Raw genomic sequence first — 18,090 nt, 5'->3', positions numbered from 1 at the left:
CGCTCACCGCGGCTCGTCTGTCGACGGCGGCCCCGCTGGGGACGGCGGGCCGGCGCACGCCGAGAGCCCGGCGCGCACGCGTGCCAGGCTCTCCTCTGGCTCTGCGGACGGCCTCAGCCGTTGGCCGCCGCCGGGGACCCGGACGCCGACTTGCAGCTCTCCTGCTGCGCCATCGCCTTGCCCACGTCACCCTCCTCCAGCTTCTTCAGGGCGTCGTTCCCGCTCTGGCTCAGCTTGCCGAGCTGGGTCGCGATGCCCTTGAGGCCCTCGGCGAACTTGGCCTGGTCCTTGGTGTCGAGCTTGGCGACCTGTGTCTTCAGGGCGGCGTACTGCGCGGAGATGCCGTTGAGCTCCTTGACCGCGTTGGTCTGCTTCGTCTTGCCGTCCTCGACGTCGGGCGGTCCCGCGTTGTCGACGGCGGTGCCGATCGCCTTGTAGGCGTCGGACATGTCCTGGAAGGCCTGCGCGTCGGTCTTCTGAACGGCTTCCGGCGTGCTGTTGTCCGAGGTCTGCTTCTGGATCGCGGCGTTCGCTTCCTCGATCTTCTGCGCCTGCGGCTTCACCGCGTCACAGACCTGCTTGGCCCAGGAGTTCAGCTTGTCGTTGCCACTGTCCCCGCTGCTGCCGCATCCCGACAGAGCGAGCACCAGTACCGCACCGCCGGACAGTGCGACCGCGAGCTTCTTGTTCACCGGTTTGGTCCCTTCCATGGCTCTCGGCCCCGGAACATACACGCCATGTGGGCGACACCCACATGGCGAATGCCCGCTATGACTGCTTTTGAAGCCATTTGCACCAAGCGAGAGAAGGCTCACGGCGACAACGTGAACACATGCAGAACGGGCGCGCGGCACGTCAACACGCGCCGCGCGCCCGCCTGTTGGCCCGTATCTGATCCGGCACGGAATTCCGTGCCGGATCAGACGCGGAACCGGTGCGCTACGAAACCACCGCGGGGTCGGCCGACTTGGCGACCCCTTCGTCGTTGTCCTCCTCGTCGCCCATGACGATGCCGCGCCGCTTGGAGACGTACACGGAGCCCACGATCACGATGAGCGCGAGGACGGCGATGAACACCCGTACGCCGACGCTCTTGTCGTCGCCGTACGAGAACTTGACGATGGCCGGAGCGATCAGCAGCGAGACCAGGTTCATGACCTTCAGCAGCGGGTTGATCGCGGGGCCCGCCGTGTCCTTGAACGGGTCGCCGACGGTGTCACCGATCACCGTCGCCTCGTGGGCCTCACTGCCCTTGCCGCCGTGGTGGCCGTCCTCGACGAGCTTCTTCGCGTTGTCCCACGCGCCACCGGAGTTGGCGAGGAAGACCGCCATCAGCGTGCCCGTGCCGATCGCGCCCGCGAGGAACGAACCGAGCGCGCCGACGCCGAGCGTGAACCCGATCGCGATCGGCGTGAGCACCGCGAGCAGACCGGGTGTGGCCAGTTCGCGCAGCGCGTCCTTGGTGCAGATGTCGACGACTTTTCCGTACTCGGGTTTCTCGGAGTAGTCCATGATCCCCGGGTGCTCGCGGAACTGCCGCCGCACCTCGTAGACCACCGCCCCGGCGGACCGCGACACCGCGTTGATCGCCAGCCCCGAGAAGAGGAAGACGACCGCGGCGCCCGCGATGAGACCCACCAGGTTGTTGGGCTGTGAGATGTCCATCATCAGGTTCATCGGAGCGCCCGGCCCCGAGACCTTCTGGCCCACGTCGCTCGCGGCCGTGGTGATCGCGTCACGGTACGAGCCGAAGAGGGCCGAGGCCGCGAGGACGGCGGTGGCGATGGCGATGCCCTTGGTGATGGCCTTGGTGGTGTTGCCGACGGCGTCCAGGTCGGTGAGCACCTGCGCGCCCGCGCCCTCGACGTCGCCGGACATCTCCGCGATGCCCTGCGCGTTGTCGGAGACGGGACCGAAGGTGTCCATCGCGACGATGACACCGACCGTGGTGAGCAGACCCGTTCCGGCGAGCGCCACGGCGAACAGCGCCAGCATGATCGACGTACCGCCCAGCAGGAACGCCCCGTACACGCCGAGGCCGATCAACAGGGCGGTGTAGACGGCCGATTCGAGACCGATGGAGATGCCGGCGAGGACGACGGTGGCCGCGCCGGTGAGGGAACTCTTGCCGATGTCCCGGACGGGACGGCGGCTGGTCTCGGTGAAGTAGCCGGTCAACTGCTGGATGAGCGCGGCCAGCACGATGCCGATCGCGACGGCGACGAGTGCGAGCACCCGTGGGTCACCGTCCTTGGCCTTGATTGCCGCGTCCGTGACCCCGTCCAGTTCGCCGTAGGTCCCCGGAAGGTAGATGAAGACGGCGAGGGCGACCAGGACGAGCGAGACCACCGCGGAGATGAAGAACCCGCGGTTGATCGCGGACATGCCGCTGCGGTCGGAGCGCCGGGGCGCCACCGCGAAGATGCCGATCATCGCGGTGAGTACGCCGATCGCGGGCACGATCAGCGGGAACGCGAGCCCGGAGTCGCCGAACGCCACCTTGCCGAGGATCAGCGCGGCGACGAGCGTGACGGCGTACGACTCGAAGAGGTCGGCGGCCATACCGGCACAGTCGCCCACGTTGTCGCCCACGTTGTCGGCGATCGTCGCGGCATTGCGCGGGTCGTCCTCCGGGATGCCCTGCTCGACCTTGCCGACCAGGTCGGCACCGACGTCGGCGGCCTTGGTGAAGATGCCGCCGCCGACACGCATGAACATCGCGATCAGCGCCGCGCCGAGACCGAAGCCCTCCAGGACCTTCGGCGCGTCGGCCGCGTACACGAGCACCACACAGGAGGCGCCCAGCAGACCGAGCCCCACCGTGAACATGCCGACGACGCCACCGGTGCGGAAAGCGATCTTCATGGCTTTGTGCGAGACGGCGGTGAGATCCTTTTCGGGCTCACCCTCCGCCGGGGTCGCTTCCCGTGCGGCGGCGGCCACGCGGACATTGCTCCGTACGGCGAGCCACATTCCGATATAGCCGGTGGTCGCCGAGAACGCCGCGCCGATCAAGAAGAAGATCGATCGTCCGGCGCGCTGATTCCAGTCGTCCGCGGGAAGCAGCATGAGCAGGAAGAACACCACGACGGCGAATACGCCGAGCGTGCGCATCTGACGTCCCAGGTAGGCGTTCGCGCCTTCCTGGATCGCCGTCGCGATCTTCTTCATGCTGTCGGTGCCCTCGCCGGCCGCGAGGACCTGGCGCACCAGGATCCCGGCGACCACGAGCGCTGCCACGGCGACGACCGCGACGACCGTCACGATGAGACGGTTGCCGTCCGTCAGGACCGCGGCTGCGAAGGTTGTGGGGTGGTCAAACTGATGAGGGGTAGAAAGCCCCGCCATTCGTCCTCCTTGACGCTTGGGCTGAGCTCAAGATGTGGACGGATTCTAGGTACCGGAACCTGATCAAAACAGTGCGCGGTAAGCGGAATTAGCCTTCACTTGCCCTTCAGCAAATGATCGACAGGCGTCCACGGACCCAAATGCAGTAATGCCCCAGAAGCGTTGACGCTTGATCCAATTATCACGCGACTGATCGTGAACCAATTCACGAAACGCCGTGCGCGATCAACGGAATACACGATCACCGGAGCGCACGATCACCGTAAGGGTGAGGCAGGTTTCCCGGACATGCCGAAGGGCCCCACCGAGTAGGGCCCTTCAGGTCGAACTCAAGAGGGACGGCTGTCAGGTAAGAGCCACGGCCGGCGGCGTGGTGGGCCAGCTCATCCTGATCAGTCCGCCGTGCTCTCCGGCGATGACTTCAACGTCGTCGACGAGGCCGCTGATGACCGCGAGGCCCATCTCGTCCTCCTCGGCCTCCGCGTCCGAGACGGCGCCGGACGCCGCCCCGCCGGGCACGGAACCCGGCGCCTCGTCGCCGACCTCGATGGAGAACTGCTTCTCCTCCTCGATCAGCGTCACGTGCACCGGCGCCGCGATACCGCCGCTCTGGTGCAGTCCGACAGCACGAGTACAGGCCTCACCGACGGCGAGCCTGACCTCGTCGAGGACGGCCTCGTCCACTCCGGCCCTGCGCGCCACCGCTGCCGCCACCAGACGGGCGGTCCTGACGTGCTCGGGCAGCGCGCTGAAGCGGAGTTCAACGGTGGCCATGCATCCCCCTCTGAACTACGGGCGTGCTGTCTGGGGGCCGGGCCGAGGGGCCCGGTCCCCGATGTGTGCGAACCCGGGCCCCTCGGCCCGGGAGACCGGCCGTCAGTCGGTCGCGTTCACCGCCTCGTCCACCGAGGTGTGGATCGGGAACACCTTGGTGAGACCGGTAATACGGAAGATCTTCAGAATGCGCTCCTGGTTGCAGACCAGACGCAGCGAGCCCTCATGGGCCCGTACGCGCTTCAGGCCGCCCACCAGCACGCCGAGACCGGTGGAGTCGAGGAAGTCCACGCCCTCCATGTCGACGACGAGGTGGAAGCTACCGTCGTTCACCAGCTCGACCAGCTGCTCTCGCAGCTTGGGCGCGGTATATACATCGATTTCGCCGCCGACCTCGACGACCGTACGGTCGCCGTTAGGGCCGGACACATTGCGAGTCGACAGGGACAGGTCCACGGATCCTCCAGCACCTTGCTATCGAGCGGTCGCCCCATGGGACACCTCGGCAGAGCCCCCGGGACGGTTCGCCAGCCGCGATGGCATTCAATCACTTACCGGCAGGCGTGCACGACGCCTTGGGCCCATTGTCCGTCACGCCAGTGACACACTCGATGCCGATGGCCAAGAATCACCGATCCGATCGTTCCTCGGCGGACACCGCTTCCCGCCCCTCGCCGAGCACCGTCCTGGACCGGCTCGCCTCGGGGCCGAGCCGGGCTTCGCGCATCACTCATACGGAGCACTTGCCCCCGCGAGCGGGTCGCCATGCCGTCTGGCCCGACCGGATCCGTTCCGAGGTCATCGCCGCCGTGCAGGCGGCGGGCATCGAACACCCCTGGGCCCACCAGGCGCAGGTCGCCGAGCACGCCCTGGACGGCGAGTCGGTGATCGTCGCGACCGGCACCGCCTCCGGCAAGTCCCTGGCCTACCTCGCCCCCGTCCTGACGGCCCTCCTGGAGGGCTCGGAGGCCCCGAACGGCCGGGGTGCCACCGCGCTGTACCTGGCCCCCACCAAGGCCCTGGCAGCCGACCAGCGCCGTTCGGTGAAGGAACTTTCACAACCGCTGGGCAATGCCGTCCGCCCGGCCGTGTACGACGGCGACACACCCTTCGAGGAACGCGAATGGGTACGCCAGTACGCGAACTACGTCCTCACCAACCCCGACATGCTGCACCGCGGGATATTGCCCTCCCACCCCCGCTGGTCCTCCTTCCTGCGCGCCCTGCGCTACGTCGTCATCGACGAGTGCCACACCTACCGCGGCGTCTTCGGCTCCCACGTCGCCCAGGTCCTGCGCCGCCTGCGCCGCCTCTGCGCCCGCTACGGCGCCTCTCCCGTCTTCCTGCTGGCCTCCGCGACCGCCGCCGAACCCGCGGTCGCCGCGCGCCGCCTGACCGGCCTCCCCGTCGTCGAGGTCGCCGACGACGCCTCCCCGCGAGGGGAACTCGTGTTCGCCCTGTGGGAGCCCCCTCTCACCGAGCTGCACGGCGAGAAAGGTGCACCCGTCCGGCGTACCGCCACCGCCGAGACGGCCGACCTGCTGACCGACCTCACCGTCCAGGGCATGCGCTCGATCTCCTTCGTACGGTCCCGGCGTGGCGCCGAGCTGATCGCGCTGATCGCACAGGAACGGCTCGCCGAGATCGACCGCTCGCTGTCCCGGCGCGTCGCCGCCTACCGCGGCGGCTACCTCCCCGAGGAACGCCGCGCCCTGGAGAGCGCGCTGCACTCCGGGGAACTCCTCGGCCTCGCCGCCACCACCGCCCTCGAACTCGGCGTCGACATCTCCGGCCTCGACGCCGTCGTCATCTCCGGCTACCCGGGCACCCGCGCCTCCCTCTGGCAGCAGGCCGGCCGCGCGGGCCGCTCCGGGGAGGGCGCCCTGGCGATCCTGGTCGCCCGCGACGACCCGCTGGACACCTTCCTCGTCCATCACCCCGAGGCCCTGTTCGACCAACCGGTGGAATCCACCGTCCTCGACCCGGACAACCCGTACGTCCTGGCCCCCCACCTGTGCGCCGCCGCCTCCGAGATCCCGCTGACGGACGAGGACCTGGACCTCTTCGGCCCCGCCGCAGCCGGGCTGCTGCCGCAACTGGAGGCCGCGAAGCTACTGCGCCGCCGGGCCACGGCCTGGCACTGGACCCGCCGGGAGCGGGCCGTCGACCTGACCGACATCCGCGGGGGCGGCGGCAGCCCGGTGCAGGTCGTCGAGGCCGGCACCGGCCGCCTGCTCGGCACGGTCGACGAGGGCGCCGCGCACACGGCGGTCCACGAGGGCGCGGTCCACCTGCACCAGGGCCGTACGTACCTGGTGCGCAAGCTGGACCTGGAGGACTCCGTCGCACTGGTCGAGGAGGCCAGCCCGCCCTACTCGACGGTCGCGCGCGACACGACGACCATCGCCGTCCTCGAGACCGACGTCGAAGTCCCCTGGGGCGACGGTCGGTTGTGCTACGGCTCCGTGGAAGTCACCAACCAGGTCGTCTCCTTCCTGCGCCGACGTGTCATCACCGGCGAAGTGCTCGGCGAGACCAAACTCGACCTCCCTCCCCGTACGCTCCGCACCCGCGCCGTCTGGTGGACGGTCACCGAGGACCAGCTCGACGCGGCCCGGATCACCCCGGAGATCCTCGGCGGCAGCCTGCACGCCGCCGAGCACGCCTCGATCGGCATGCTGCCGCTGTTCGCCACCTGCGACCGCTGGGACATCGGCGGCGTCTCCGTCCCGCTCCACCCGGACACGCTCCTGCCCACGGTCTTCGTGTACGACGGCCACCCGGGCGGCGCCGGATTCGCCGAGCGGGCCTTCCACACCGCCCGCTCCTGGCTCACGGCCACCCGCCAGGCCATCGCCTCGTGCGAGTGCGACGCCGGCTGCCCCTCCTGCATCCAGTCCCCCAAATGCGGTAACGGCAACGACCCCCTCCACAAGCGAGGCGCGGTACGCCTGCTCACGGAACTCCTGCGGGCGGCACCGGAGCCGAGCCCGGAGACACCGGTCGGCGAGGAGTCGGGTCGCGTGTAGTCCGGCGGGAGTGGTCGGGCCAGGAGCGATTCGGGTGGGGCGCCATGGCCGGATGGGTCGGTCGAGGCACCTGGGCTCGATGCGCTGGATCGCTCGGATGGTCCAGGCGGGGCGCCAGGGCCAGATGGGCTGGGCGGGTCGCCGGGACCTGGCGGGGTGCCAGGGCTGGGCGGGTCACCGGGGCCGGATGGGCCGGCCGGGACGCCGGGACCGGACGGATCGCCAGGGCCGGATAGGCCAGATAGGCCGGATGAGTGAGGGCCGACGGCCGGTCGGAGGAAAGTTGGGCCGGGATAGGCCGAACGGGTGACGTGGGGGCGCTCGACCCCGCAGGCCCGGCTCTCGATCTGACCTCGGCGGTGATCGGCCCGATTCCGGACGACGCCGTCACCTCCGAGATCTGACCCTCGACCTCGCACCGCACGAGCCGCGCGCCCTGTGCTCGGGCCACCCGGTCCGCGCGGGCGCAGGCCGCCGTGCCACCGTCGCTCCAGTGGTCCGCCGCGGCGAGGGCCGCCAAGTCCGCGGCCCCCGCGGCCCGATGCCGCACCACGACGGCCTGCCCCATCGACAGCACCGCCCCGAAGACGGCACAGAGCACGGCGACCGCACCTACCGTCCACACCGTCGCGGACCCTCTGTCGGAGGACGCGCGCCACCCGCCTGAGGACGCACGCTCCCTATCGGAGGGCGCATGCCACCTGTCGGAAGACGCACGCCACCCGGCACGGCGGCCCACCCCGACAGGCGACCACACCCATCGCGGGCTCGGCCCGGCGCTCCGGTTCCTCATCTCCCCTCCACCTCGGCGGCCGTGTCCCCCACCGTCTCCTCGGCCAGCGCCACCGCCTCGTCCTTCAGTTCAAGGGACAGAGCGGCGGGACCGGGGGTCCGCGCGCCGACGGTGACCCGGACCAGATCTCCTTCCCGGCCCACCGTGACCTTCGCGCCGGGCGGGGCCGCACGACGGGCCGTCTCCAGGACGGCCTCCTCCGGGTCCTGGCGCGCCGCCGACCGAGCGCCCGCCCTCGCCGCGTCCACGCACTGGATCTGCGCCGAGGCGGCGAGCAGGGCCCCGACGAGCGCCATGCCGACGAGCACCAGAGAGGGCAGGACCACGGCGGCCTCGGCGGTGACGAACCCACCGTCCCGGCGCGAGGCCGGACCCGCCCTCAACTTGGCTTGTCCCCTGCGGTGTTCACATCTGGACATTGAGCGCCCGTCCCACGATGCCCTGCAGCTCCTCGCCGACCTGCCCGCTCGTCACCACCTTGTAGAGCGCGGCCGCGAAGGCCACCGCCGCGATGACACCCACCGCATACTCGGACGTGACCATCCCCGTGTCCCTGCGCGCCGCGACGGACGCGATCCGGGCCCGCACCCACGCACGCCCTCGCCCCTGCTCCCGCCCCTGTTTCCGCTCCAGCTCGTGTCCCTGCTCGCGTCCCCGCCCTTGCGCCGATCCGAGAACTCGTGCCATCCCGCTCATGTCAACCTCCTTGATATTCAGACCTGTCGGTCATTTCGCTCGCTCGCGTTCACCACTGCCGTTCACCGCTCACCTCCGCCGCCCGTCACCCACCACCCCCTCGCAGCAGTCCGCCGGCCAGCCCGATCACCACGGGCAGCACGCCGATCGCGAGGAAGGCGGGCAGGAAGCACAGGCCCACCGGGGCGGTGACCATGACGGCCGCCCGGCGGGCCTTCGCCGTCGCCGTGCGCGCCCACTCGGCGCGGGCCTCCGCCGCGATTCGGCCGACCGGCACAGCCGCCGGCACCCCCGAATCACCCGCCCGCTCCAACAGGCGCGCCAGCCCCCGAGCACCCGGCAGCGAGGCCAACCTCCGCCACGCGTCGACCGGTTCGCCGCCGAGCCGTACCTCCGCCGCACCCCGGGCCAGCCGCTCACCCACGGGTCCGCCCAGTGCCTCGCCGACGGCCTGCGCGGCCGCCACCGGACTGGCCCCCGCGGCGATACAGGGGGCCACCAAGTCGGCGGCGAGGGGCAGTTGGCGGGTGGCCGACGCCACGTCGTACTCCTCCGGAAGCACCGCGTTCCGCCGCCGAAGCCACCGCCGGACTGCGAACCCGGCCGCCAGCCCGGCCAGAACGCCGACGAGCCCGCCGACCAGAACCCAGCCGGCACACACCACACCCAGCAGAGGCAGCCATCGCCGGCCGAAGCCCCGTACCTCGTGGCGCCGCGGTGGCGGCTCGGGTTCCGGGATCATCAACGCGGCCAGACGTCCACGCACCCTTCTCACCCGCCTCACCGTCCCGAGCCAACGGGCCGGTGAGCCGATCAGGAGCACTCCGCACACAAGTACCCCCAGCCTGTGGACAACTTCTGCGCTCATGCCGCCTCCGCTCCTCGTACGATCCGCAGCGCCCACCACATCCCCACGCTCTCCAGCACCCCGCCGACCAGCAGGCAGCCCAGCCCGGGACCCGTGTGCAGCAGCACGTGCAGGGGGTTCGCGCCGAGCGCGGTGCCGAGCAGGAGACCGAGGACGGGCAGGCCCGCGAGCATGAAGGCGGTCGACCGCGACCCGGCCAACTGAGCGCGTATGTCGGCTCTTTGATCCCGCTCGGCTCGCAGCGCGCCCTCCAGCCGGTCCAGTCCCGCCGCGAGCCCCGCGCCCCGGTCCACGGCCACGCGCCAGCACGCGGCGAGCCCCACCAGTCCGTCGGCACCGGGCTGCCGTGCCGCCTCGGTGAGCGCGCCCGGCACGTCTCCGCCGAATCTCGCCGCGGCCAGCACCAACGGCTGCGCCTCGGCGAGTCCGTCCGAATCGCGGGCGGCCACGAGCAGTGCCTCACCGGGCTGGCGGCCGGCCCGCACCTCGCCCGCGAGTGCGCCGCACAGGGCGATCACCGCGTCGCCCCGTCGCTCACGTTCGCGCCGGGCCTCCCCCGCTCGCCGCACCCGGCGCAACAGGGGCATGCCTGCGGCTCCGAGGAGCAGGGGCACGAGCGATGTGCCCAGTACCGCGATCACCGCTCCCGCCACCAGGGACCACGCTTCGGGCCGCAGCCGCCCGCGCAGCCGTCGCCAGTCGACACGAGCCCGCTCCCACGAAGGCGGCCCGGTCGCCGCACCACCACCGGCGAGCAGGGTCCTCGCTCTGCGCGCGCCGGAGCCGTGCCCGCCGATCAGCCAGGCCGCGATCCCGGCACACGCCACGGCCGCTCCCGCGGGCGCGTCCGCCATCTCACCGAACCTCATCCCGCTCCCCGTTCGCATCCCGACGTCCGGCCTTCGTGAAGACCCCGCCGTCCGCCACTCCCGCGGGACTCCTCGTACTCCTCCGATCCGGAGGGACTTCCTGGCTCCCGAGCCCGAACGGCTCGCGCCACCCCTGACCCGACGCCATCGGCGTGCGGCACTCCTGGCTCGACCCCATCGGCTCGCGACGCCTCCGGCCCGGACCGATCGCTCCGCGGCCGCCCTGAGTTCGGCATTCCTGGCTTCCCGCCCGGAGGAGCTCCCGCAGCCGCTCCCACCCCCGTTCGTACGCGAAGGCGTCCTCGCCCCACCGCAGCGCGGGCACGGTCACCACCAGCCCCGACGGGGCTCGTTCCAGCACATGGACCTCGGCGATCCGGCGCCGGCCGGTCCGGTCCCGTACGAGATGGAGGACCACGGACAGTGCCGCCGCGAGTTGGCTGTGCAGCGCGGCCCTGTCTAGGCCGGCCGCGGTGCCCAGGGCCTCCAGCCGGGCCGGGACCTGCGCCGCCGCGTTGGCGTGGAGCGTTCCCGAGCCGCCCTCATGTCCTGTGTTCAGGGCCGCCAGCAGCGAGACGACCTCTGGACCTCGCACCTCGCCGACCACCAGCCGGTCCGGTCTCATCCGCAGGGCCTGCCGGACGAGATCCTGGAGGGAGACGAGTCCGACGCCCTCCTGATTGGCGGGCCGCCCTTCCAGGCGCACCACATGTGGATGGTCGGGCCGCAGTTCGGCCGAGTCCTCGGCGAGCACGATCCGCTCGCCCGGACCGACCAGCCCCAGCAACGCGCTGAGCAAGGTCGTCTTGCCCGAGCCCGTGCCTCCGCTGATGAGGAAGGACAGCCGGGCGTCCACGAGTGCTCTGAGGACCTTGTCCCCGCCCGGCGGCACCGTTCCCGCCGCCACCAGTTCGTCGAGGGTGAACGCGCGTGGCCGCACGACACGCAGCGACAGGCAGGTGGAGCCGACGGCCACCGGTGGCAGCACCGCGTGCAGACGGGTTCCGTCCGGCAGCCTGGCGTCCACCCAGGGGCGGGCGTCGTCGAGCCGTCTGCCGGCCACCGCGGCGAGGCGTTGCGCGAGCCGTCGTACGGCCGCCGTGTCCGGGAAGGACACGGAGGTCAGTTCCAGGCCGCCACCGCGGTCCACCCAGACCCGGTCGGGCGCCGACACGAGCACGTCGGTGACCGACGGATCGGCGAGCAGTGGCTCCAGCGGGCCGCTGCCGACCAGTTCGGAGCGCAGCCGCTCGGCCGCGCCGAGGACTTCGGCGTCCCCGAGCACCCGCCCCTGCTCGCGCAGCGCCTGGGCCACGCGCGCTGGGGTCGGTTCGGATCCGCTCTCGACCAGCCATTGCCGTACGCCGTCCAGCAGCCCCGCACCGCCGTCCGGCGCGGCCCCGGGTCCGTCCCACGCCTCGATCCCCGGGGGCGGGAGGCCTGGCGGGCCGACCCTCGTCTCCTTTCTCGCGTCCCAGTTCATACGCCCCCTCCTTCGACCGGAACGCGCTGCCAGAAGGCCGCGCAGAACCGTGCCAGGGGCCCCTTCGCCGCGCTTCCCGGCGGCGGCCCGCCGTCGAGCGGGAAGGACTCCGCCGGCAGTTCGCCCACCAGGGGCAGGTCGAGCAGACGGGCGACCTCGCGGTCGTCGAGGCCCGGCGCGCAGGGGCCGCGGACCACGATCCGCAGATCGCGCAGAACCATGCCGACCGCTGACGCCACCCGCCCGGCCGCCGCGACCGAGCGCAGGTCGGCGGGGACCACCAGCAGCCCCATGTCGAGCTGGGCGAGGATCTCGGCGACACCTTCGTCGATGCGACGGGGCAGGTCGACGACCACCGCACCACCACGCCGTCTGGCGGCGGCCAGTACCGCCCGGACCGCTTGCGGGGGAACGGTGACCGTGTCGCTCCGGTCCCAGCTCAGAACGCGCAAGGAGTGCAGCCTGGGCAGGGACTCCTCCAGGGCGCCACCGCCGACCCTGCCGCGGGATGCCGCGAACGCCGGCCAGCGCAGCCCCTCGGCCGTCTCGCCGCCGAGGAGTACGTCGAGTCCGCCTCCGAGAGGGTCCGCGTCCACGAGCAGAGTGCGCTTCCCCTCACGCGCGGAGGTGACGGCGAGCGCGCAGGCCAGCGTGGAGGCACCGGCCCCGCCACGGCCGCCGAGCACGCCGACGGTGAGGGCGGGCCTGCCGACTCCTTCGGCCACGTCCGCGATGCGGTCCACGAGCCATTGCTCGCCGTCCGGCAGCACCAGGACGTGATCGGCGCCGATCTCGACGGCACGCCGCCAGACTCCGGAATCGTCCTGGTCGCGGCCCACCAGGACCACTCCCCTTCTCCGCACGGCGCCCCGTACGCGGGATGCCGCGTCGTCGCCGACCAGGACGAGGGGTGCCGCCTCCCAGCTCCCCCTGCGTTCCGGAATCCCGTGATGGACCTCGGGTCGCGCGCCCGCCGCGGCGCACAGGCGCAACAGGTCGTCGAGAAGGTCGACGTCCTCGGTGACGATCAATGGTCCGCCCTGCCGCCCCTCGGCGGTGGGCGGCCGGTCATGGGTGATGGCTCCCGCCACGATCTCCAGCCCCCTTCGCTGCTTCTTGCGCGGGGCCCTCCGGGACCCCGCGATTCACGCTCGTATGAAGAGCCGGCAAGCGGCCTCCATATGAACGGCCGTTACGAACCGGCCAAACGCGTCCGACAAACGGAACCGGCCATGAACCGGCCGCGAACGGAGCGCGTGGGAATCACGGTGCGGCGATCCTGGAAATCGTGTGGATCTTGGTCGAAAACTGTGGACAACTCGGCGGCTGTGAATATCGCCTTCACGCCTACCGGTGAACGCTCAACGACTTCCGCAGAGCATCACGGCGACTACACACAGTGACGGATCATGGGTGCGCGAAGAGAGCGGAATCAGCGGTGCAGAGGAGGTTCCGGGGTCGCGCAGAAGCGGAGAAAACCCATCCGGACATGCGACGACCCCCGCCGGGGGGGAGAGCGGGGGTCGTCCCCACGGCCGACTCGGGGGGGGGAGGAGTCGGACCGGGTTAGCACGGTCGCGAACGATCCGTGACTTCCATGGTGTACCCGAGAGCCTTCTCAGGCAAACCCACGCGCCTCACCTTACGCCGAATGGTGGGCCCTATGCTCGACCTCGTGGAAAACCACTCCTTGCCTCGTACAGCGGCCTTCTTCGACCTGGACAAGACGGTCATTGCGAAGTCGAGCACGCTCACCTTCAGCAAGTCGTTCTACCAAGGCGGACTGATCAACCGCAGGGCGGCCTTGCGTACCGCATACATCCAGTTCGTGTTCCTGGCGGGCGGCGCCGACCACGACCAGATGGAACGGATGCGCAAGTACCTGTCCTCGATGTGCCGCGGCTGGAACGTCCAGCAGGTCAAGGAGATCGTCGCCGAGACACTGCACGACCTGATCGACCCGATCATCTACGACGAGGCCGCGTCGCTCATCGAGGAGCACCACAAGGCCGGTCGCGACGTCGTGATCGTGTCCACGTCCGGCGCCGAGGTCGTGGAGCCGATCGGCGAACTGCTCGGCGCCGACCGGGTCGTGGCGACCCGCATGGTCGTCGGCGAGGACGGCTGCTTCACCGGAGAGGTGGAGTACTACGCGTACGGGCCGACGAAGGCCGAGGCGATCAAGGAGCTGGCGGCGTCCGAGGGGTACGACCTGCCCCGCTGTTACGCCTACAGCGACTCGGCGACCGATGTGCCGATGCTGGAGTCCGTCGGGCATCCCCACGCGGTGAATCCGGACCGCGCGCTGCGCCGGGAGGCGGTCGCCCGCGCCTGGCCGATCCTGGACTTCCACCGCCCGGTCCGGCTGAAGCAGCGGCTGCCCGGCCTGTCCGTGCCGCCCCGCCCCGCCCTCGTCGCGGCGGCCGCGATAGGAGCGGCGGCGGCCACGGCGGGACTCGTCTGGTACGCCAGCCGGCGTCGCGCGACGGCGGTGTGAACCCTCACGCGCGCGTGAGGGTTCACCGCGCACAAGAGTTCTAAAAGAAGTCCATTTCTCACCCTTTTGAACCTAAAAGTAAAGAAGTGCGGTAAGGGGTTTCGCTTCCTCCGAACCTGGAGTACAAAGGGTTTAACGGCCCGCGAGACCAAGGACATCCGAGAGGATCACCTTCAAACGCAACCAGGCCCCACGGACCGAGCACGAACATCGAGCACCCACGCGACGTCGACCCGTCGATTACGGGCCAGCCGCACCAGGTGACGGGCAGAAGATCCCGACCTGATGGGCATTTCTCGAGGACGCTTGGTAACCCGGTGAACGTGCCAGCGGCGGTACGAGAACTCGTACCGCCGCAACCCTTTTCCAGGCCGTTCGCGCCCTTAAGCGGCGCCTCGCTGCAGTGCCTCGCAGACCGCGGCGGACTCACGCGCGCCCAGTTCCACGGCCCGGCCGCAGTGCGCGATCCAGGCGGCCATGCCGTCCGGGGTGCCGGAGACGTAACCGTCCAGTGCCCCGAGATAGGCCGCACGGCCCAGTTCCGCGTGGCCGACCTCCGCCGGACAGATGGACTTCGGGTCGAGACCGCTGCCGATCAGGACGATGCGCTCGGCGGCGCGCGCGACCAGGCCGTTGTGGGAGGCGAACGGACGCAGGGCGATCAGCTCGCCGTGGACGACGGCCGCCGTCACCAGGGCCGGCGCGGAACCGCCCGCGATGATGAGCTGGGACAGCCCTTCGAGGCGGCCCGCGACCTCGTCCGCGTCCGGCAGCGGAAGCTCCACCAACGGCTCATCGGCCTTCTCGCCGCTCCGCCTCGGCCGGCCGACCGCCTCGCCCCGGTCGGCCGCCGCCACCAGGTGGAGCCTGGCCAGCACACGCAGAGGCGACTGCCGCCAGATGGACAGGAGCTGGCCCGCCTCGGCGGTCAGCCGCAGCGCGGCGCCGACCGTACGGTCCTCGTCCCCCGCACTGAAGTCCGTACGCCGGCGCACCTCTTCGAGGGCCCAGTCGGCCCCGGACAGCGCCGCGGAACCACGGGCCCCGCGCAGCGCCGCCTCGGACGTGATCTCGTTGCCGCGCCGCCGCATGATCCGGTGTCCGTAGACCCGGTCCACGGCCTTGCGCACGGACTCCACGGAATCGGCCACCCCGGGAAGTGAACCGAGGGCCGCGAGCGGATCGGCGGTCGCACCTGTCGTACTCATGAGTACGACATTACGCACCCCGGGCCCGCGCCCCACGAAGGAGTGGTCTTCTTCACGCGGCGCGAGCACCGGGAGCGACGATCGCACTACCCTTGGTGAACATGAAAATTGCTTTCGTCGGGAAGGGCGGCAGTGGCAAGACCACCCTGTCGTCGCTCTTCATCCGCCACCTCGCCGCCTCAGGGGCACCTGTCGTCGCCGTGGACGCCGACATCAACCAGCATCTGGGGGCCGCGCTCGGGCTCGAAGAGACGGAGGCCGCGCAGCTCCCCGCCATGGGCGAGCGGCTGCCGCTCATCAAGGACTACCTGCGCGGCTCCAACCCGCGCATCCCCTCCGCCGAGACGATGATCAAGACGACCCCGCCCGGGGAAGGCTCCCGGCTGCTGCGGGTCGACGAGACCAATCCGGTGTACGACGCCTGCGCGCGACCGGTGGAACTCGACGGTGGCGTCGTCCGTTTGATGGTCACCGGCCCGTTCACCGAGGCCGATGTGGGAGTGGCTTGCTACCACTCCAAGACCGGTGCCGTGGAGCTCTGCCTGAACCATCTCGTCGACGGCCGGAGCGAGTACGTCGTCGTCGACATGACGGCGGGCTCCGATTCCTTCGCGTCCGGCTTGTTCACCCGCTTCGACATCACGTTCCTCGTCGCCGAGCCGACCCGGAAGGGAGTCTCCGTCTATCGCCAGTACAAGGAGTACGCCCGCGACTTCGGCATCACCCTGAAGGTCGTCGGCAACAAGGTGCAGAACCAGGACGACGTCGACTTCCTGCGAGCGGAGGTCGGGGACGACCTGCTGGTCACGGTCGGGCACTCGGACTGGGTGCGCGCCATGGAGAAGGGGCGCCCGCCCCGTTTCGAGACCCTGGAAGAGGCCAACCGGCGCTCGCTGCACGCTCTGCGGGCCGCCGCCGACGCCACGTACGAGCTGCGCGACTGGGAGCGGTACACGCGCCAGATGGTGCAGTTCCACCTGAAGAACGCCGCCAGTTGGGGCAACGCCAAGACCGGGGCGGACCTCACCGGGCAGGTCGACCCTGGATTCGTGCTCGGCGAAAGCCCCATGGCCACCGCGTGACGAGCGGGTCCTGAACGAGCGGCGTCCCGGGTACCCCTGCGACCTGAACGACGGGACGGCCCGGGGCACCGCATCGGCTTGATCGCCGGTGCCCCGGGGACTCCGCTACGGCTTCAGCGCCGGTGCCCCCGGGACTCCCTTCGGGGCCGGGGCGGGGCGGCCTGCGAGGAAGGAGGCCCAGCCCTGCTTCGGCACCTCTCCGACCTGGAGGCCGCGGAGCTTGTCGAGGGTGGCCGGGTCCTGGGCGTCGAGCCAGTCGGCCAACTGACGGAAGGAGACACAGCGCACCTCGGCCCTGGTGCAGACGCGCTCGACGACTTCGTCGACGGCACGCATGTAGGTGCCGCCGTTCCAGGACTCGAAGTGGTTGCCGATGATCAGCGGGGCGCGGTTGCCGTCGTAGGCGCGGTCGAAGCCCTTCAGCAGCCCGTCGCGCATCTGGTGGCCCCAGAACTCCTGCTTGGCCGGGTCGCCCTGGGTCTGCGTTCCCGACTGGTTGACCATGAAGTTGTAGTCCATGGTGAGCTGCTCGTAGGAGTGTCCGGGGAAGGGCACGAGCTGCATCGAGAGGTCCCACAGCCCCTCCTTCCGCTTCGGCCAGACCTGGTCGCCGACGCCACTGCTGTCGTAGCGGAAGCCCAGCTCGTGGGCCGCCTTCATGAAGTTCTCGCGGCCCTCCAGGCAGGGCGTGCGGGCGCCGACGAGTTCCTTGTCGTAGTCGAAGGGCAGCGAGGCCGTGGACTTCAGGCCCGCGTTGGTCCTCCAGGACTTCACGAACGACTTCGCCTGGGCGATCTCGCTCTTCCAGTCCGCGACCGACCACTGACCGACCCCGGCCTCGGTGCCGCAGAAGTGGCCGTTGAAGTGCGTGCCGATCTCGTTGCCCTCCAGCCACGCGCCGCGCAACTGCTTCGCGGTGTCCGCGATGCCCTGCGCGTCGTTGAAGCCGATCTCCGAGCTGCCGGGAGAGTGCTGGGGCGGCCGGTACAGGTCACGCTTGTCCTCCGGCAGCATGTACACGCCGCTCAGGAAGTACGTCATCGTCGCCCGGTTGGCCTTGGAGAGCTCCCTGAAGTGGGAGAAGAGCTTCTGGCTGTCCTCGCCGGCGCCGTCCCAGGAGAAGACCACGAACTGCGGCGGCTTCTGGCCCGGCCTCAGCCGCTCGGGCCGCGGAAGATGCGGCTGGGCCCCGGTGTACGACGTGGATCCGTCGCCGATCAGTCGGACCGCGGCCTTGGGCGCCAGGGCCCCCGTCCCCTTCTTCGCGCCGTGCGCCCGTTCGCGGGATGGCGTGCCGCCGCCTGCGCAACCGGCGAGCGCCGTTGCGCAGGCCGCGGCGATTGCCACACCCGCGGCGATCCTCTGGCTGGCGGCCATGTTCCGCCCTCCTTCTTCTCGGTCGGGCAGCGCCGGTCGGGGCACCGGCGCCGCTGTGCACCGACA

The 18,090-nt window shown here is 70.7% G+C and carries 14 protein-coding genes and 2 pseudogenes; 3 read left to right on the top strand and 13 right to left on the bottom strand.

Annotated features, from left to right (window positions below):
• Nucleotides 1-113: 113 nt before the first annotated feature.
• The 4 genes from ACZ4TO_RS25045 to bldG all read right to left on the bottom strand — a co-directional run bounded on the left by ACZ4TO_RS25045 (nt 114) and on the right by bldG (nt 4,578).
• The gene (locus ACZ4TO_RS25045; RefSeq protein WP_382783940.1) at nt 114-710 is read right to left on the bottom strand and encodes a small secreted protein; all 597 of its coding nucleotides are present in this window, start codon (nt 708-710) and stop codon (nt 114-116) included.
• Nucleotides 711-939: 229 nt separating this feature from the next.
• Nucleotides 940-3,348 carry a sodium-translocating pyrophosphatase gene (locus ACZ4TO_RS25040; RefSeq protein WP_382783937.1) on the bottom strand — a complete coding sequence of 803 codons (2,409 nt, stop codon included), beginning with the start codon at nt 3,346-3,348 and terminating at the stop codon, nt 940-942.
• Nucleotides 3,349-3,693: 345 nt separating this feature from the next.
• Complete coding sequence (locus tag ACZ4TO_RS25035) at nt 3,694-4,122, bottom strand: ATP-binding protein (RefSeq protein ID WP_382783934.1); 429 nt, start codon at nt 4,120-4,122, stop codon at nt 3,694-3,696.
• 102 nt (nt 4,123-4,224) lie between these two features.
• Nucleotides 4,225-4,578: an anti-sigma factor antagonist BldG gene (gene bldG, locus ACZ4TO_RS25030; protein WP_037625427.1), complete on the bottom strand. Its 354-nt coding sequence runs from the start codon at nt 4,576-4,578 to the stop codon at nt 4,225-4,227.
• A gap of 80 nt (nt 4,579-4,658) precedes the next feature.
• Here bldG and ACZ4TO_RS25025 point away from each other — a divergent pair, with 80 nt between their 5' ends.
• The gene (locus ACZ4TO_RS25025) at nt 4,659-7,151 is read left to right on the top strand and encodes a DEAD/DEAH box helicase (RefSeq protein ID WP_468025255.1); all 2,493 of its coding nucleotides are present in this window, start codon (nt 4,659-4,661) and stop codon (nt 7,149-7,151) included.
• 295 nt (nt 7,152-7,446) lie between these two features.
• On the opposite strand, the pseudogene ACZ4TO_RS25020 reads toward ACZ4TO_RS25025, so the two are convergent.
• The 7 genes and pseudogenes from ACZ4TO_RS25020 to ssd all read right to left on the bottom strand — a co-directional run.
• Nucleotides 7,447-7,890: pseudogene (locus ACZ4TO_RS25020) on the bottom strand (Rv3654c family TadE-like protein); the annotation flags it as partial.
• A 50-nt stretch (nt 7,891-7,940) separates the two neighbouring features.
• Nucleotides 7,941-8,363 carry a TadE family type IV pilus minor pilin gene (locus ACZ4TO_RS25015; protein WP_468025254.1) on the bottom strand — a complete coding sequence of 141 codons (423 nt, stop codon included), beginning with the start codon at nt 8,361-8,363 and terminating at the stop codon, nt 7,941-7,943.
• Nucleotides 8,350-8,640: a DUF4244 domain-containing protein gene (locus ACZ4TO_RS25010; protein WP_468025253.1), complete on the bottom strand. Its 291-nt coding sequence runs from the start codon at nt 8,638-8,640 to the stop codon at nt 8,350-8,352. Before ACZ4TO_RS25010 ends, ACZ4TO_RS25015 begins: the two co-directional genes overlap by 14 nt.
• A gap of 85 nt (nt 8,641-8,725) precedes the next feature.
• Nucleotides 8,726-9,508 (bottom strand): type II secretion system F family protein, encoded by a 783-nt coding sequence (locus ACZ4TO_RS25005; protein WP_468025252.1) that lies wholly within the window; start codon nt 9,506-9,508, stop codon nt 8,726-8,728.
• The gene (locus ACZ4TO_RS25000) at nt 9,505-10,377 is read right to left on the bottom strand and encodes a type II secretion system F family protein (RefSeq protein WP_468025251.1); all 873 of its coding nucleotides are present in this window, start codon (nt 10,375-10,377) and stop codon (nt 9,505-9,507) included. Before ACZ4TO_RS25000 ends, ACZ4TO_RS25005 begins: the two co-directional genes overlap by 4 nt.
• A gap of 220 nt (nt 10,378-10,597) precedes the next feature.
• Nucleotides 10,598-11,860 (bottom strand): annotated as a pseudogene (locus tag ACZ4TO_RS24995) (TadA family conjugal transfer-associated ATPase); the annotation flags it as partial.
• Nucleotides 11,857-12,951 carry a septum site-determining protein Ssd gene (ssd, locus tag ACZ4TO_RS24990; RefSeq protein ID WP_468025250.1) on the bottom strand — a complete coding sequence of 365 codons (1,095 nt, stop codon included), beginning with the start codon at nt 12,949-12,951 and terminating at the stop codon, nt 11,857-11,859. The pseudogene ACZ4TO_RS24995 and the gene ssd, both read right to left, overlap by 4 nt.
• 572 nt (nt 12,952-13,523) lie before the next feature.
• Between ssd and ACZ4TO_RS24985 the strand changes: the two genes are divergently transcribed.
• Nucleotides 13,524-14,357, top strand: coding sequence for an HAD family hydrolase (locus tag ACZ4TO_RS24985; protein WP_382783913.1), 834 nt, complete (start codon nt 13,524-13,526; stop codon nt 14,355-14,357).
• 383 nt (nt 14,358-14,740) lie between these two features.
• On the opposite strand, the gene ACZ4TO_RS24980 is transcribed toward ACZ4TO_RS24985, so the two are convergent.
• A complete protein-coding gene (locus ACZ4TO_RS24980) occupies nt 14,741-15,565 on the bottom strand; it encodes a Fic family protein (protein WP_385043567.1) in 825 nt (274 codons plus the stop codon).
• Between the two features lie 101 nt (nt 15,566-15,666).
• Here ACZ4TO_RS24980 and ACZ4TO_RS24975 point away from each other — a divergent pair, with 101 nt between their 5' ends.
• The gene (locus ACZ4TO_RS24975; RefSeq protein ID WP_468025249.1) at nt 15,667-16,647 is read left to right on the top strand and encodes an ATP-binding protein; all 981 of its coding nucleotides are present in this window, start codon (nt 15,667-15,669) and stop codon (nt 16,645-16,647) included.
• Nucleotides 16,648-16,752: 105 nt separating this feature from the next.
• Here ACZ4TO_RS24975 and ACZ4TO_RS24970 read toward each other — a convergent pair whose 3' ends face one another.
• Nucleotides 16,753-18,024 carry a polysaccharide deacetylase family protein gene (locus ACZ4TO_RS24970; RefSeq protein ID WP_468025248.1) on the bottom strand — a complete coding sequence of 424 codons (1,272 nt, stop codon included), beginning with the start codon at nt 18,022-18,024 and terminating at the stop codon, nt 16,753-16,755.
• Between the last annotated feature and the right edge of the window lie 66 nt (nt 18,025-18,090).

Source organism: Streptomyces sp. NPDC028298, from assembly GCF_055565895.1.
This window is presented reverse-complemented; position numbering and strand designations above follow the sequence as displayed.